This window comes from Bradyrhizobium guangdongense (assembly GCF_004114975.1).
Taxonomy (GTDB): domain Bacteria; phylum Pseudomonadota; class Alphaproteobacteria; order Rhizobiales; family Xanthobacteraceae; genus Bradyrhizobium; species Bradyrhizobium guangdongense.
Window position 1 is genome coordinate 3,710,764 of the sequence record NZ_CP030051.1, and the last position, 13,477, is coordinate 3,724,240.

At 62.2% G+C, this 13,477-nt stretch carries 20 protein-coding genes; 10 read left to right on the top strand and 10 right to left on the bottom strand.

Annotated elements, in window-relative coordinates:
• Positions 1 to 24 precede the first annotated feature (24 nt).
• Positions 25 to 228 carry a hypothetical protein gene (locus X265_RS17715; RefSeq protein ID WP_128965963.1) on the top strand — a complete coding sequence of 68 codons (204 nt, stop codon included), beginning with the start codon at positions 25 to 27 and terminating at the stop codon, positions 226 to 228.
• Positions 229 to 375: 147 nt separating this feature from the next.
• Positions 376 to 630 carry a hypothetical protein gene (locus tag X265_RS17720; protein WP_128965964.1) on the top strand — a complete coding sequence of 85 codons (255 nt, stop codon included), beginning with the start codon at positions 376 to 378 and terminating at the stop codon, positions 628 to 630.
• Between the two features lie 46 nt (positions 631 to 676).
• Here the strand turns inward: X265_RS17720 and X265_RS17725 are convergent, their stop codons facing one another.
• A complete protein-coding gene (locus X265_RS17725; RefSeq protein ID WP_128965965.1) occupies positions 677 to 904 on the bottom strand; it encodes a hypothetical protein in 228 nt (75 codons plus the stop codon).
• On the opposite strand from X265_RS17725, the gene X265_RS40525 reads away from it, so the two are divergent.
• Positions 903 to 1,049 (top strand): hypothetical protein, encoded by a 147-nt coding sequence (locus X265_RS40525; RefSeq protein ID WP_164938643.1) that lies wholly within the window; start codon positions 903 to 905, stop codon positions 1,047 to 1,049. The two genes, X265_RS17725 and X265_RS40525, sit on opposite strands and share 2 nt — an antisense overlap.
• On the opposite strand, the gene X265_RS17730 is transcribed toward X265_RS40525, so the two are convergent.
• Positions 1,030 to 1,617: a bifunctional transcriptional activator/DNA repair enzyme AdaA gene (locus tag X265_RS17730; RefSeq protein ID WP_164938644.1), complete on the bottom strand. Its 588-nt coding sequence runs from the start codon at positions 1,615 to 1,617 to the stop codon at positions 1,030 to 1,032. The two genes, X265_RS40525 and X265_RS17730, sit on opposite strands and share 20 nt — an antisense overlap.
• Before the next feature lie 129 nt (positions 1,618 to 1,746).
• On the opposite strand from X265_RS17730, the gene X265_RS17735 reads away from it, so the two are divergent.
• A complete protein-coding gene (locus X265_RS17735; protein ID WP_128965967.1) occupies positions 1,747 to 2,163 on the top strand; it encodes a nuclear transport factor 2 family protein in 417 nt (138 codons plus the stop codon).
• Between the two features lie 324 nt (positions 2,164 to 2,487).
• Here X265_RS17735 and X265_RS17740 read toward each other — a convergent pair whose 3' ends face one another.
• On the bottom strand, positions 2,488 to 2,838 hold the full coding sequence (locus X265_RS17740; protein ID WP_128965968.1) for a zinc ribbon domain-containing protein YjdM: 351 nt from the start codon (positions 2,836 to 2,838) through the stop codon (positions 2,488 to 2,490).
• A 44-nt stretch (positions 2,839 to 2,882) separates the two neighbouring features.
• Entirely contained in the window at positions 2,883 to 3,056 is a 174-nt protein-coding gene (locus X265_RS40530) for a hypothetical protein (RefSeq protein ID WP_164938645.1), read from the bottom strand.
• A 135-nt stretch (positions 3,057 to 3,191) separates the two neighbouring features.
• On the opposite strand from X265_RS40530, the gene X265_RS17745 reads away from it, so the two are divergent.
• Positions 3,192 to 3,551, top strand: a complete 360-nt coding sequence (locus X265_RS17745; protein WP_164938646.1) for a c-type cytochrome — start codon at positions 3,192 to 3,194, stop codon at positions 3,549 to 3,551.
• A gap of 217 nt (positions 3,552 to 3,768) precedes the next feature.
• Here the strand turns inward: X265_RS17745 and X265_RS17750 are convergent, their stop codons facing one another.
• Positions 3,769 to 4,740: an IS110 family RNA-guided transposase gene (locus tag X265_RS17750; protein ID WP_128963081.1), complete on the bottom strand. Its 972-nt coding sequence runs from the start codon at positions 4,738 to 4,740 to the stop codon at positions 3,769 to 3,771.
• A gap of 411 nt (positions 4,741 to 5,151) precedes the next feature.
• Between X265_RS17750 and X265_RS17755 the strand changes: the two genes are divergently transcribed.
• The 4 genes from X265_RS17755 to X265_RS17775 all read left to right on the top strand — a co-directional run bounded on the left by X265_RS17755 (position 5,152) and on the right by X265_RS17775 (position 8,472).
• The gene (locus tag X265_RS17755) at positions 5,152 to 5,970 is read left to right on the top strand and encodes an FkbM family methyltransferase (RefSeq protein WP_128965970.1); all 819 of its coding nucleotides are present in this window, start codon (positions 5,152 to 5,154) and stop codon (positions 5,968 to 5,970) included.
• Positions 5,971 to 6,150: 180 nt separating this feature from the next.
• Positions 6,151 to 6,426, top strand: coding sequence for a hypothetical protein (locus X265_RS17760; protein ID WP_128965971.1), 276 nt, complete (start codon positions 6,151 to 6,153; stop codon positions 6,424 to 6,426).
• Positions 6,427 to 6,470: 44 nt separating this feature from the next.
• Positions 6,471 to 7,124: a cell envelope biogenesis protein TolA gene (locus X265_RS17765; protein WP_128965972.1), complete on the top strand. Its 654-nt coding sequence runs from the start codon at positions 6,471 to 6,473 to the stop codon at positions 7,122 to 7,124.
• Positions 7,125 to 7,515: 391 nt separating this feature from the next.
• Positions 7,516 to 8,472: an acyl-CoA desaturase gene (locus X265_RS17775; RefSeq protein WP_128965974.1), complete on the top strand. Its 957-nt coding sequence runs from the start codon at positions 7,516 to 7,518 to the stop codon at positions 8,470 to 8,472.
• A gap of 15 nt (positions 8,473 to 8,487) precedes the next feature.
• Here the strand turns inward: X265_RS17775 and X265_RS17780 are convergent, their stop codons facing one another.
• Positions 8,488 to 9,003 carry a ParB N-terminal domain-containing protein gene (locus X265_RS17780; protein ID WP_128965975.1) on the bottom strand — a complete coding sequence of 172 codons (516 nt, stop codon included), beginning with the start codon at positions 9,001 to 9,003 and terminating at the stop codon, positions 8,488 to 8,490.
• A 149-nt stretch (positions 9,004 to 9,152) separates the two neighbouring features.
• Here X265_RS17780 and X265_RS17785 point away from each other — a divergent pair, with 149 nt between their 5' ends.
• Complete coding sequence (locus X265_RS17785; RefSeq protein WP_128965976.1) at positions 9,153 to 10,421, top strand: cation:proton antiporter; 1,269 nt, start codon at positions 9,153 to 9,155, stop codon at positions 10,419 to 10,421.
• 834 nt (positions 10,422 to 11,255) lie between these two features.
• Here X265_RS17785 and X265_RS17795 read toward each other — a convergent pair.
• The 4 genes from X265_RS17795 to X265_RS17810 all read right to left on the bottom strand — a co-directional run bounded on the left by X265_RS17795 (position 11,256) and on the right by X265_RS17810 (position 13,406).
• Positions 11,256 to 11,471: a hypothetical protein gene (locus X265_RS17795; RefSeq protein WP_128965978.1), complete on the bottom strand. Its 216-nt coding sequence runs from the start codon at positions 11,469 to 11,471 to the stop codon at positions 11,256 to 11,258.
• Positions 11,472 to 11,607: 136 nt separating this feature from the next.
• Positions 11,608 to 11,823, bottom strand: a complete 216-nt coding sequence (locus X265_RS17800; RefSeq protein WP_128965979.1) for a hypothetical protein — start codon at positions 11,821 to 11,823, stop codon at positions 11,608 to 11,610.
• Positions 11,824 to 12,371: 548 nt separating this feature from the next.
• Entirely contained in the window at positions 12,372 to 12,734 is a 363-nt protein-coding gene (locus tag X265_RS17805) for a hypothetical protein (protein ID WP_188637440.1), read from the bottom strand.
• A 135-nt stretch (positions 12,735 to 12,869) separates the two neighbouring features.
• Positions 12,870 to 13,406 carry an Abi-alpha family protein gene (locus tag X265_RS17810; RefSeq protein ID WP_164938647.1) on the bottom strand — a complete coding sequence of 179 codons (537 nt, stop codon included), beginning with the start codon at positions 13,404 to 13,406 and terminating at the stop codon, positions 12,870 to 12,872.
• Positions 13,407 to 13,477 lie beyond the last annotated feature (71 nt).

Here is a 13,477-nt window from a genome sequence, read left to right on the forward strand (position 1 = left end):
CCCGCGCTACTGCGTTGGTCGGCCATGACGCATTCCTCGCTCCGTCCCATGGACGCCTTCGATCCCACTGAGCCCGCCATTCTGCACGATCGCGTCTCCGGCACGATCATCACCTGGACTGCCGACCAGGCCGAGGATTATCGCCGGGCCAGCCGGTCACGCGGAGATGGGACCGTGGCCTGGAGGGCCTACGTCTTTGACGGCTGGGGCAACGTCATGGGCGGCTGACTCCCAGCGCTTGGCGATTCGTCCAAGTCTTTGGACACGTTAAATATATTGCCATGCGCGAGGCGCGTTATTGCGATGCAGCAATGCATGTCGCAATGCAGCAAATCGGGCTTACATTGGCTCCGAACTTCTCTTTGGAGCATCACCATGAACAAGAAGACTTTGTCGATCGCAGCCGCTGTCCTCGCCATCGCGAGCTCGACTGCCACCTTCGCGGCCGAGCTGCCGGCCTATGAGGCCAATGGCATTCCGGCCTCTCCTGTGCAGGTCCGCGTGCTCGGCGCCGCCCATGTCGAGCAGCAAGTGACGGCGCCCGCCACCAGCGTGACGGCGCTCCAGGCCAGTGTCCTGGCGCCGCGCAAGCTGAAGACCGCGACGGTGACCACGGGTTCCGCCCGTTAAGTTGCTGCCGCGCCGGGCTGAGCTCGGTGCGAAGCTTTTCACGACATCATGGCCGGGCTCGTCCCGGCCATTTTTTTGCATGGCCCGCAAAGCGTCTCGCCTTGATGCGCGGACTGAGAAATCCGTCGGCAGAAAATCCCTCGTGATGCGCGAGTTGTGTATCGCGGTTCAAAACGAGTGTGATCTCCTTAACAGTTGGTTTGCCGATCAACGTGCTTGATGCGGGCGCCGCATATTGGCGGCCAAGAATCGTTTTCATAATGGAGACTGTCATGCCCGTTGCGCAGAAAGCTGTTGTTGTCGTCACCTCGTCGCGTGCATTCATCCTGCGGCATCTCGTATTGTTCGCCGCCGCCGCGCTGTTCGTGTTCGTGCTGAGCCTGACCTATGGGCTCGATCTCAGTCCCGGGTTTTTCTGAGCGATGATGTCCTGCGCATCGCGCGCAGGCTCGACGGCGATCGGCCGTAGAGCTCGGCGAAGGCGGCGTTGAAGCGGCGCAGGCTGCCGAAGCCGGATTGGAATGCGATGTCCGTCATGGTGTGATCGCCGGCGTCGACCAGACGCTTGGCGCGCTGGACGCGCAAGGTCTTGGCGAGCTGCTGTGGCGTTGCGCCGACATGGCGCTCGAACAATCGCGCCAGATGACGCGACGAGATGCCGAGGCGCGCTGCGAGCGCCACCACGCTATCTTGGTCGAGCGCGCCCGCATTGATGAGCTTCACCGCGCGCGCGACCGTCGAGCGCGTGCCATTCCAGGCCGGGCAGAACGGCGCGGTCTCGGGACGGCAACGCAGACAGGGTCGAAATCCGGCCGCCTCCGCTGCGGCTGCCGTCGGATAATAGGTGACGTTGCGCGTCAGCGGATGCTTGGCCGGGCAGACCGGACGGCAATAGATCCCCGTCGTCTTCACCGCCGTGAAGAAGCGCCCGTCATAGCGGGGATCGCGGCGCAGTCGCGCGGCATTGCAGATCTCGAAGGTCAACATGGATGGATGATAGCGCATGCCTGCGGCGGTGGAACAGCCGTGGGATGACCGAGTCCGATTATGGCGAGCCGCATCGCGCGGCGGGGCCTAGAACGCCGCTTCAGATCTCGCAAGCCGAGGGAGCGCATCGTGATCAGCCCAAAGGACATCGTCCTCAACGCCTGGAAAACCTTCTCGTCACGCGATGTGGATCGCATTGCGGCGCTGTTCACGGACGATGCCGAATGGATCGCGCCGAAAGGCAACGCGACGGCGGTCGCGCTCGATCACACCGACCACATGGTCGGGGCGAGGCAGATCGCGCGCTTCATCGCGCAGGAGATGCACAAGATGTTTGGTGGGATCGATATCGCCTTTCGCGGGGTCTACGCCGACGGCGATACCGTGATCGTGGAAGAGCGGATGCGCGCGACTCTCCCCGGTGGCAAGCCCTATGAGAACGACTATTGCTTCGTGTTCACGGTTGCCGGCGACCGCATCCGCGAGGTCCGGGAATACATGGATACGCGCAAGGGATGGCGCATGGTGTTCGGCGAGGAAGCTTGATGTGCGCCTTCCGCATTCGCCGGCGCGCTTCAGACCTGCAAGCGCGTGGGGTGAGCTGATCTGGGCGCTGACCTCTGCGAGCCGCCGACGTCATTGCAGGCCGCAGGCCTCGTGACGGTGCTGTGCGGTTTCTACCTCGCACAAAGGCAGCGCTAGGAGAATCGCGAAAACAACCCCATGCACAGTAGAAATGCCTGCGCCTTTTTCGGATTTCGGCGATCCCGAATAGCGGTTGACCCGTCGGGCAAAACAGGCGCATGATGCCATGGTGAACGGCTGCGCGGATCAGCCCAGTGTCATCACCGGGGCCGCATCCGCTGCGCCTCACGCCTTCTTCACGAACTCCGATTTCAGGTTCATGGCGCCGATGCCGTCGATCTTGCAGGCGATGTTGTGGCCGTCGGTTGCGTCCTGGAGACGGATGTTGCGGACCTTGGTGCCGCCCTTGACCACGGAGGAGGAGCCCTTGACCTTGAGGTCTTTCATGACGATGACGCTGTCGCCGTCGCTGAGCAGATTGCCATGGGCGTCGCGCACGCCGGCCTCTTGTGGCACCGCGGCGGCCGCATCGCCGGCCGCGCTCCATTCATGGGCGCATTCCGGGCAAACCCAGAGATCGCGATCCTGGTAGGCGTGCTCCGATTGGCAGTTCGGACATTTGGTGGCGTCGGTCATAATGGTCTCGATCTCGAAGCTAGAGAGTGGAAAGCGGCGGAGCGTCAGCGAAACAGCGCGACGAAGATTACGTAGAGCCAGCCCAGGAGCCCGTGGATGATCGCCCACAGGATCGAGTGGTTGTTGGTGTAGGAGATCGCGATGGCGAGCGCGGAGCCGAAGCCCACGCCGTATTTCGCGCCTTCGACGCGGACGCCGTAGTAGCGATTGCCGTTCATGATCATCCTTTCCGAACGTTTGCGCTGCATCTCTTCCTACGCGCATCGCGCCGCCCACTTGATGCAGATCAATTGGCCGCCGCGCGCTCCGACTTACGCTTATCAAGTCATGCAAGCGAAGGCGAGGGCGGAGCGATGTCGCGCAGCATTCGAATTTACCTCGGCCTCGCCGTCCTGATCGCGCTGTCGATCCTGTTTCTCTTCGGCGTCATCCACACCGCGGCCGGCGCCTCCAGGCCTTCGCTGCGCAAGGTCTCGGAAGGACATCGCCTCGCGCAGGCCTGGTGTCAACCGTGCCACGCCATCGAGCCGGGCATGTCCGGCTTCTTCGACCTCGCTCCGAGCTTTCAGGCCGTCGCGGATCGCAACGGCACCACCGCGCTCTCGCTCAAGGTGTTCTGGCGAACCAGTCATCACGATATGCCGAACCTCGTGATCGCGCCCGATCAGGCCGATGCGCTGTCGGAGTACATCCTGAGCTTGCGGGGCAATTGACAGCGCCGTGTAGCCAGGGCTTTCGTAGCAACCATTAAGTCGCCCCCGATGGCCTTGATGGTGACGCCGCGCTTGCGCCCATCAAGGCGTGGCCTGGCAGCAGCTGATGTAAGGCGGGAGCAGAGCGACGGCCAGCCTTGACGGCCGCCGCGCGCGGCGTCTTTGTTGCGGCAGGTCGGGACGAAGAAACGGTCGCCTAGTCGAACAAAGAAACGGGTCAGGCGGCGGGCCGCTTGGCGAGTTGAGGCAGCTCTGCCACCCAGGGAGTTCCGCGGGCGACGACGGCGTTGATCGTGACGAGCAGCTTTCTGGCGCAGGCGATGAGCGCGCATTTGTGGCCTTTGCCGGCGGCGATCAGGCGGGCGTACAGAGCCTTGAGCTGCGGATTCCAGCGGAAGGATGCCGCAAGGGCCGCGGTGTAGAGCGCCCGGCGCAGGCGTTCGCGGCCACCCTCGATGTGACGGGCGCCGGCGCGATTGCCGCTGTCGTCGTCGTAAGGCGCCAGCCCGCCGAGAGCTGCAGCGGGCCCACGCGTGATGTTGCCGACCTCGGGCATCCTGACCAGGACGGCAACCGCGGTCGGCAGGCCGCAGCCGGCGACGCTATAGATCAGATCGAGCCGTGCGGCCAGATCAGGGTGCTTGCGGATCGTCGCCAGCAGCGCTTTGAGTTCAGCTCGTTTGGACTTGGTCAGGAGCGCGATCTGCGCCTTCCAAACCCCTTGAATCCGCGTGTCGCGGCAACTCTCAAGCCGGTTCTTCAGTCTTGCGATGTCCTCCGTGATCTGGTCGATCATCGTCAGATGCTCGGCAAAGGGCTGCAGACGCGGATCCGGAGCGGGATGGATCGTTTTGACCGCAGCAGTGCACATCGCGATCAGCGCCGCGTCGATCGTATCGTTCTTGGCCAGCAGCTGATGGAACGTGGCATAGGCACGGACCTGCTTGGGCTGAAACAGGACGACGACGAACCGCTTGCGTCGCAGCTCAGCGACGACAGCCCGCTCATAGCCTCCGCTTGCCTCGATCCCTATCCGCTTGACCTTGTGGCCCTTCAGCCACTCCACCAGCTCCTGGCGGCCTTCTACCGTATTGTCGACCTGCAATCGCTCCGAGCTGCCGTCGACCGCCACGTCGAGCTTGTCTTTGCCGGTATCGATCCCGGCACAGATCATGATATGCTTGGCCATCTTCCTCGACCCTCCCTTGTGAATGCGAACCTGAAGTTCGTTCAACCATGCGGGTCCCGCTGAAGTGCCGACCGCGATCTTGCTACGAAACGCAGCCCTTCAGGGCTTCGGTGGGCATCGATCCGATCGATCGGCGGCCCAGCTCGGGCGGCCACCCGGGCTGGGCCATTCCTCACGGAACGTGGCCATCCTAACCCGGCGCGCTAATACAAGGGTGGGCAAAGCGACTTGTCCGCCGTAGCTCGAAGGGCGAAGGCGGAAGCGTGCCCACGCATTGTTTGCCAACGGAGAGAGATGGTGGGCACGGCGCCTGGCGCCTTTGCGCACCCTACGGCCCTACGGGTCGGGCAAGCCTCGCATAAGCGCTCCCTGCGATATCTGCATCGACGCAAGGTGCGGGGAGATTCTGCAATGCCGATCGCGGGGCAAAAGCTGGCCTTTGTCATGACGTCGTCCAGCCATGGCACGATGATAGTCAATCGGTTCGACTATCGCATGGTCGGTCCTGATCGCGGCTACGGCGTCGGCTATCAGATCCTGGAGGCCGCCGCCTTCGATCCCGGCGAGGTCAAGATCGCGCTCGAACTGCTGGCCCTGCGGCGCAAGCACCATGGCGAGGGCGTGATCGCGATCGACTGCGGCGCCAATATCGGCGTCCACACGATCGAATGGGCATCGGTGATGACGGGCTGGGGCTCGGTGATCGCGATCGAGGCGCAGGAGCGCATCTACTACGCGCTCGCGGGCAACATCGCCATCAACAACTGCTTCAACGCGCTGGCGGTGCATGCGGCCGTATCTTCCGAATCAGGCACGATGCAGGTTCCAAATCCGGATTACTTCACGCCGTCGAGCTTCGGCAGCCTGGAGCTGCGTCCACGCCCCAGCAACGAATTCATCGGTCAACCGATCGACTACACCAATAACACCGTCATCGTGCGCAAGATGACGCTGGATGAGCTCAATCTGCCGCGGCTCGATTTCATCAAGATCGACGTCGAGGGCATGGAGCTGGAGGCTCTTGCGGGTGCGCGCGAGACCATCAAGACATACTGCCCGATGCTGCTGATCGAGAAGATCAAGACCGATCCGAGGCAGCTCGAGCAATGGCTGGTGGACAATGGCTACCAACTGATGACGCTCGGCATCAACATTCTCGCGATCCATCACAGCGATGTGTGCCTGAAGGATATCACCGCGCCGCAAGCCGCGGGCAAGCACGCGGCCTGAGCCGCAGCGAAGGTCTCGGAGGATGGGCAATAGCGGAGCGTGCCCACGGATTTCAGCAGCCGAGAGAGATGGGGCGCGGCGCAAACCCCACTGCACGGCGTGTCATTCAAGAAGTTGAAGGCGAAATCGCTTGCCTTGGCTGGCGTCCTCCCGCACTCTTGGCGGGAAGGAGACCATCGCATGAAGATCATGACTGTCGCCTGCGCGCTCGGAACGGCCCTTGTGCTGCTGGGGTCATCAGGCACTGAAGCCCGGACGCGGAAGGCTGTCGTCGTTCGCGCGCCGCAGGAGCGGCTCATCGTCACCGCGCCCGTGCTGAGGCCCACGCCGTGGGATTACAACGTCGTTCCCCGCTATCGGTATCGCCCCGAAGACGATCGCGTCGATCCTTACGGTCCGCCGCTGGTGCCGTCGTACATTCGCTATGAGGGATGGCGCTGGCCGTATTGGTGGTGAAGACCGCCGAGGGACACGAGATCGCTGCGGCCGCCTGAGGCGACATGCCGAAAAAGCCATCAAGGAAGCTGAAGACGTTTCAGACCTCGCTCGGCTTCTACGACCAGGCGGTCGCCGCACCCTCGATGAAGGCGGCGCTGGAGGCCTGGGGCGCCAAGTCCAACCTGTTCCATCAGGGCATCGCCAAGGAGACCGACGATCCTGACATCGTCGCCGCGACCATGGCGGCGCCCGGAATCGTGCTGAGGCGTCCGGTCGGAACGGACGGCCCGTTCACCGAGCATGCCCAACTGCCGACCGACCTCGCTGGCGACGAGGACACGGCGAGATCCAGGTCGAAGTCCAGATCGAAACCGAAGAAGCGCCCGGCCAAAAGCGCGACCAAGCGTGCCGCGAAGCCTGAGATCGACGCGGCGCAAGCGCGCAAAGCCGCCGCGGCCTTCGCCAGGGAAGAGCAGCGCCGCGAACGTGAGCGCCGCAAGGAAGAGGCCGCCCGCGCCAAGGCGCGCGAGCGCCGGGACAAAGCGGTCGCGGCCGCGCAAGCCGCGCTGGACAAGGCGCGGCAGGAGCATCAGGCGCGCCTGGACGAGATCGAAGCGGAGCTGGCCGCGCTCGACGAACGTGCGGCGGCGGAGGAGGCGCGCTGGGACAAGCAGCGGATCAAGCTGGAGGATGCGGTGCGCCGGGCGCGGGATTGAAGCGGGATGAATTTTTGGTCGAGTCGATGCTCCGGCAAGCCGACCAGCTAGAGCATGATGAGATCAGGTTCATCTGCTGCGACAAGAAAGGTGCGCTCCCTCCCCCGCTTGCGGGGGAGGGTCGGGGAGAGGGTTTTTCCGCAAGGGGACACTCCCCCAGAGGAGAGAACCCTCACCCGGCGCGTTCTGCCGACCTCTCCCGCAAGCGGGAGAGGTGTACCGAGGCCGCGGCGACTTGATTCAACCCCATCTCAAGCGCTTTAGCACGCGTCCCGATCGTTTCAGATCATGACTCCGCGCTTCTACGGCCGCCCGGGTCCTTGCGGGACGCTGGCGGCGTCTGTACCCTGCGTTGCAGCACAATGACTTTTCCATCCATGGACTGGCTGAAATGACCGTAATCGAGGGCGTGGTGCCGGAGCAGGGCGCGAGGCCGAAAATGCCGCCGGGCGTCCTTGTCGAAGGGCCCGTCGTCGACGCCAAGTTTCGCGATTCCTACATCTCCTTCGCGCTGATGATCGGAGGCTCGATCGGCGCGTTGGTCTGGGCTTTCACCCAAGGCATCGGGCGGGTGGAGATGTCCGTCTTCGCCGGCATGTTCGTGCTGAGCACGATCGGGATCGGCTTCATGCATCGTTATTTCGTGCATCGCAGCTTCCGCTGCGGTCCGGTGATGCGGACGATCCTGGCGGCGGTCGCCACGATGGCAGTGCAGGGCTCGATCCTGAAATGGGTCAGCAACCACCGCCGCCACCATCTTCACTCCGACAAGCCCGGTGACGTTCACAGTCCCTATTATGACGGCTTCGGCAGCCGCATCGCCTCCTTCGCCAAGGGGATGGGGCACGCACAGGGCGGCTGGGTGTGGGATCAGGCGACCACCGATGCCGAATACTATGCCAGGGATGTCCTGGCCGACCCGATCGCCATGTTCTTCACGCGGACGCGCTGGTACTGGTACGCGCTGTCGGCGCTGATCATTCCGGGCGGCATCGGCTACGCCTTCGGCGGCGTGCACACCATGATCGGCTGCGTGCTGTTCTCCGGCCTGTTCCGCAGCTACCTCATGACCATGGCCACCTCATTGGTCAACTCGGTCTGCCACAGCGACGGCCGATGGGGCTATCGCCGCTACCAGCTCGACGACGGCACCACCAACGAACTGGTCACGACGCTGCTGACCTTCGGCGAAGGCCTGCACAACAACCATCACCGCTTCCCGCGCGATGCTTATCTCTCGCACGCCTGGTACGAGATCGACATCAATGGGCTGATCATTCTGGGCTTGGGGAAGCTCGGGCTGGTGCATGATATCTTCATGCATCCTGACAACGAGCGGCGGCGATAGGCGGACGGCCCGCAATCAATAGCGGCCGCCGCTGCTCTTCTGCTCCGTGATCCAGTCCGACAATGTTTTCGGTGTCGATTTCACAGTCCGGCCCGCTGATGCCTTCGGATTGTCGCGGACGCCTTTCGCCGAACGGGTGCGCGGCGCGTCCATTGCGCCAGCGCGCTTTGTGGCCGCCATCGCGGCCTCCGCGGCTTCCTTCTCGAGGCGCAACTGTTTCAATCGCGCCATTTTGAGGCGCTCAGCCTCGACTTCGGGGCGTTCGGCGAGCTGCGGCTTGTGTTGCGCAAGCTCGGCCGTCACAAGGAGACCGAGAATGGTCGTCTCGCCGAGCGCCCTGCAGGCCTCTAACCGATGCAGTCCCTCGACCAGAACGAGGCGGTCTCCGTCGCGCCTGATGGAAATGGGTTCCTGCTGTCCGATCTCCATGATGCTTTCCGCGACCTCCGCGACGGTCTCGGGCCTGATGGCCTTCTTCTGCTTCGTGGGAACGAAGATCTTTTCGATCGGGAAGCTTTCCGGCTTGGACATAGCTTCTCCTCCGCGTCTAATGAGTTCCGCTGCAAGTCTGTGGGGTGGGGAATTGTAGGGGGAAAACGCACGGTCGCAAAGGCAATTTCGAGGGACTGCAGGAGACCCGCTCCAGCGTGGTAGGCTCGTGACCGGAACAAGGAGTTTTCGTGCTTTCGATCATGGATGTCGCGGCCGTGTTGCTGACGTTGTCGGCGCTGTTCGGCTGGCTCAATTACAAGTTCCTGCCGCTGTCGCACAGCGTCGGATTGCTGGTGATGAGCGTCGTCACGTCGCTGGTGCTGATCGGCGCGGATACGCTGTTTCCAGGACTGCGGCTGCTCGAGCAGCTCAGGGAGGGCATGCAGCAGATCGATTTCACCGAGATCGTCGTCAACGGCATGCTGGCCTTCCTGCTCTTTGCCGGTTCGCTGCACGTCGATCTGGATATGCTGCGCAGCCGGGCGGTGCCGGTTTTCCTGCTGGCGGTGTTCGGCACGATCATCTCCACTGCGGTTGTCGGCGTGCTGTTCTGGGGCGTCGCGGCGGTGGCCGGTTTCCACGTCCCGTTCGCATGGGCGCTGGTGTTCGGCGCCCTGATCAGCCCGACCGATCCGGTTGCGGTTCTCAGTACGTTGCGCAACGCGAACGTTCCGAAAGACCTGCAGGTCGAGACCGAAGGCGAGGCGCTCTTCAACGACGGCGTCGGCATCGTGCTGTTCACGCTGCTGCTGCGGTTCGCCTCGTCGGGCGAGGGCGCTTCGGTCTCGGTGGGCGACGTCGCCGAGCTGCTCTTGCGCGAAGCCGTCGGCGGCATCCTGCTCGGGATCGTCACCGGCTACGTCGCCTACCGCGCGATGCGCCTGATCGACGATTACGCGGTCGAGGTGCTGATCTCGGTGGCCCTGGTGACCGGGACCTACGCGTTGGCCTCGCACCTGCATGTCAGCGGCCCGCTGTCGATGGTCGCCGCCGGTCTTCTGATCGGCGATCGCGGACCGCGCTATGCGATGAGCGAGCGCACCCAGCGCTACGTGTTCGCACTCTGGACCGTGGTCGACGAGATCCTCAACTCGGTGCTGTTCCTCCTGATTGGCCTCGAAACGCTGGTGCTGCGCTTCGATCCCAGAACATTGCTTCTCGCCACGGCCGCCGTTCCGATCGTGCTGGTGGCAAGGTTCGTCTCGGTCGGCGTGCAGCCGCTGCTGTTCGCCTGGACAAAGATGCTCTCATGGGCGAACGCGCCGTTCCTGACCTGGGCCGGCGTCCGCGGCGGCATCTCGGTGGCGCTGGCGTTGTCCCTGCCGGATCATCCGGCGAAGCCGCTGATCCTGGCGGCCACTTACGCGGTGGTGCTGTTCAGCATCATCGTGCAGGGATCGACGCTGGGGTGGGTGGTGAAGCGGACGGTGGGGACGGGAAGCAAGTCGAATGCCTGAGAGGCAGCGCGAAGAATGAGGTGCGCCTGTGAGTGCCCATCCTGTCACCGGATGGGTTGAGCCGTTGCGGCCATCGCTTTGTTCAATGACGTTGACGGACGCTTCGCTCAATCGGCCCCAAAAAAGTCATACCGCAATGTGAATTGCGCCACAGACGGCGGCCGTCCGGTCTGTTTACCTGCCGCCATCAGGCCTCTCATGCGCGCGTTTGGCATTGCGCATCGGACGCCATCGCATTTCGAAATTTTGGAGTGATCGCTATGGGCGTTTTGCATCGCACGATCAGCATTTGCAGCTGGTTCATCGAGACCACCATGAGCGGGGGTACCGAGAGATTTCGCCTGCGCTGAACAAAGCGCATAGAGATTTTCCGGAAGGCCCCGCCGGTGACGGACGGGGCTTTTTCATGTTCGCAAATCAGCCCATTGCCGCCCGGCGGAGCCTTCGCGAGAAGGAGGCAGGGTCATGTGGGAATACTTTGGACCCGATTTCGCTTTCGACGTGATGAAAGGAATGGTCGCTGGAATAGCCTCTTTGGCATTCCAAGTCGTCGCGCCACGAACCTTTCGTGCCGCAAAGCAGTTTCGCGCGCGCTGGGCTGCGAGGCGGGCGGCGAGACGGGCTGCACGACAAGCGCGACGAAATGCGGTGGCGAATGATGAGCCTTCAGGAACTGATGGCTCGGATGCAACGGGTAGGGTGGGTTAGCGCAGCGTAACCCACCTCTTTGTTCTTCGCAGGCAAAAGTGGTGGGTTACGCCTTCGGTTAACCCACCCTATGCACTGGCTCAATGACGAGGGCACTGAATCCGGCCCCGGCCATGCGGTAGAAGCTCATCGTTTGGCTGGCAGGCGCGTCCGGCTCGCGGATTTGGGAGCGATCAGCCGCAACGCGATGCCATGCTGCCATGCGCGTGCCCTCACGGCCTTTTCGCTTCGCTTCAGCTTGCTGGCGATCTCGTCGGGGCGCAGGCCGGCCTCCGCCATCGACTTCAGCCGTTCGTGGTCCTCGGCCGTCCAAAGTCTGACCAACGGCCAGTTCGACTGCATCAGCCCGTCTCTCCCCCAATCGATTGCTTCGAATCGCGGTGCTGAAGAAGCGGATAGCGGCCGGCGGCCGGAGCGTATGTGCACTTGTGAACAGGATCTATCGGCAGCGCAAGTTCTCGGCGACCGTCGCCGGAATTCACTTCTGCACCATGGCTTGCGTACCTGAGGAGGCCGGGGCGGGCTCCCAGGGAGCCGGGAGGATCACGCGGACCGGGCGGGAGTCGCCTGCATGGTCGGTCGTGCCCGCGGCAATCCTCGCAGGCTGGTCCTGCGCGCCCTCGGCCGCAGCCACCGCGATGGATGCCAGCACGAGGCTCGCTGCAATCACCACGGCCCGCAAATCAAAGCTCATTTTCGTCGTCCTCCATGGGCACAGAGAACGGACGAGCATCGAAAAAGTTCAGGGGAGCGCGGGTTAGAGTGCGTAGGATGGGCTGAGCGACAGCGAAACCCATCCCGGGGGCTGCCACCGCACTTGAAATGCTCAACCCATCCTATGGGCTACGTGATAACTTTCCCACAACCAAAGGGAGGGTGTGGTGAGCAACGGCATAAGCAAGTCAGATGGCGGTGGCAACTCGGCCTATTTGCAAATGGGTGCTTGGTACGATCAAAAGACTAGGCACATACATCTAACGATCCCCGGAACCGGATGGTTTCACACCACGGTCACGGATGACCCGAAGAGTGTTCGGGGTAATCCAAACCTCTACGCGAAACTGGCTCGCGCACTTAAGGAAGCCGGTGTGCCGGGGCCTGACTTCGATGCATCCGAAGCCTCTGACTAGCGCGTAGGATGGGTTGAGCCCTTCCGAAATGCATCATCGTATTAGTTGTGGTCGATGGGTTTCGCTTCGCTCTACCCATCCTACAACCTACGGCCGTCACTGCAATTCCGGCTCAGTCCGCAAGAAGGGCTGCAATCTCATCTGCCTCGACTCGCTTTTTCTCGATAACTGTCTTTGCCAACCGATCAATCTTTCCTCGATGCAGTGAGATCAAATCAAAGGCGCGTTTGTGCCCTCGGTGCATCCATTCAATCTGTCTTTTTTCTTCTCGATTTGCCAGTAACACTACCATCTTGCCGTAATCGCCCCAGCCCGCTCCGTCATGCGTAGGAGCATCGAACAGCTTTTGAGCCTCCCGACCGGCAGCACAGATAGCGAGTCGATCGAGCAGATCGAGCGTCGGGTCGTCCTCAATTTCAGCGGCGCCTTTGGCATCATCAGAATCAACGGCTATCTCAACACGCCTGACAACCAATCCCAACGCCCAAGCTACGACAGCGTGCCCAGCCTCATGGTATGCAGCGCCTCGCTGATCTCTTTCTGACTCCCACATTTCAGGCAAACTGCTCACCATGTCAAAAATTGCGATGTTGCATTCAACTCATTCGAGCTAAGGGCTGAGAGCTTTCAGCAACGCGATTCCACGTGGCGAGGTCTTGTAGGCGGAAGTGCCACTAGGTGCCTGCTCTACACATTTGAGTTCGAGCAGATAGAGAATCGAAGTTGCCGTGTCATTGGTGTCTAGGTGATGGGCCTGTGCAAGTTGATGCGGGTTAATGAAATTGCCAGCCGCCGTAAGTCGCTGGAGGACCAGTGCGTCGAGCGGATTGAGTTGCTTCAATACTGCCACAAATTCTATGCGCACCATGCTTTGGGTGGTTCCATCCACCGCATTTGCCAGCAGTTGTGCCCAGAGTTCTCGCAGTTCATCACGGGTCTCGTCTTGAGCCGCTTCGAGGATTTCCAGTGCAATTCGTGGCGGTGCGCCCTTCAGCTTCTTTCCGTCGCGCTTCGCAAGGATTTCGTCGACGCGCCTGCTGTACCAGTCAAGAGATAGAGTGCGAACGAAACGCAGGGGGTCGCCTAAAGTAATTCCGACGACGTCAACAATGGGATTTCCGAGCACGCGGTTAAAAAAACAGGCCAATTCGCGCGTCGCATCAATCGCGTTATTCGCAGTTTTCGCTATTTCTTGAACAGCTTTGGCTGTCTCGCTGC

Excerpts from the sequence above, each read along its gene's own strand:
- X265_RS17765 (WP_128965972.1), top strand. The coding sequence starts at position 6,471 with ATGCCGAAAAAGCCATCAAGGAAGCTGAAGACGTTTCAGACCTCGCTC.
- X265_RS40530 (WP_164938645.1), bottom strand. The coding sequence starts at position 3,056 with ATGAACGGCAATCGCTACTACGGCGTCCGCGTCGAAGGCGCGAAATAC.
- X265_RS17750 (WP_128963081.1), bottom strand. The coding sequence starts at position 4,740 with ATGGCCAAGCATATCATGATCTGTGCCGGGATCGATACCGGCAAAGAC.
- X265_RS17740 (WP_128965968.1), bottom strand. The coding sequence starts at position 2,838 with ATGACCGACGCCACCAAATGTCCGAACTGCCAATCGGAGCACGCCTAC.
- X265_RS17795 (WP_128965978.1), bottom strand. The coding sequence starts at position 11,471 with ATGCAGTCGAACTGGCCGTTGGTCAGACTTTGGACGGCCGAGGACCAC.
- X265_RS17775 (WP_128965974.1), top strand. The coding sequence starts at position 7,516 with ATGACCGTAATCGAGGGCGTGGTGCCGGAGCAGGGCGCGAGGCCGAAA.
- X265_RS17745 (WP_164938646.1), top strand. The coding sequence starts at position 3,192 with ATGTCGCGCAGCATTCGAATTTACCTCGGCCTCGCCGTCCTGATCGCG.
- X265_RS17720 (WP_128965964.1), top strand. The coding sequence starts at position 376 with ATGAACAAGAAGACTTTGTCGATCGCAGCCGCTGTCCTCGCCATCGCG.
- X265_RS17730 (WP_164938644.1), bottom strand. The coding sequence starts at position 1,617 with ATGTTGACCTTCGAGATCTGCAATGCCGCGCGACTGCGCCGCGATCCC.
- X265_RS17715 (WP_128965963.1), top strand. The coding sequence starts at position 25 with ATGACGCATTCCTCGCTCCGTCCCATGGACGCCTTCGATCCCACTGAG.
- X265_RS40525 (WP_164938643.1), top strand. The coding sequence starts at position 903 with ATGCCCGTTGCGCAGAAAGCTGTTGTTGTCGTCACCTCGTCGCGTGCA.
- X265_RS17755 (WP_128965970.1), top strand. The coding sequence starts at position 5,152 with ATGCCGATCGCGGGGCAAAAGCTGGCCTTTGTCATGACGTCGTCCAGC.
- X265_RS17780 (WP_128965975.1), bottom strand. The coding sequence starts at position 9,003 with ATGTCCAAGCCGGAAAGCTTCCCGATCGAAAAGATCTTCGTTCCCACG.
- X265_RS17800 (WP_128965979.1), bottom strand. The coding sequence starts at position 11,823 with ATGAGCTTTGATTTGCGGGCCGTGGTGATTGCAGCGAGCCTCGTGCTG.
- X265_RS17760 (WP_128965971.1), top strand. The coding sequence starts at position 6,151 with ATGAAGATCATGACTGTCGCCTGCGCGCTCGGAACGGCCCTTGTGCTG.
- X265_RS17725 (WP_128965965.1), bottom strand. The coding sequence starts at position 904 with ATGACAGTCTCCATTATGAAAACGATTCTTGGCCGCCAATATGCGGCG.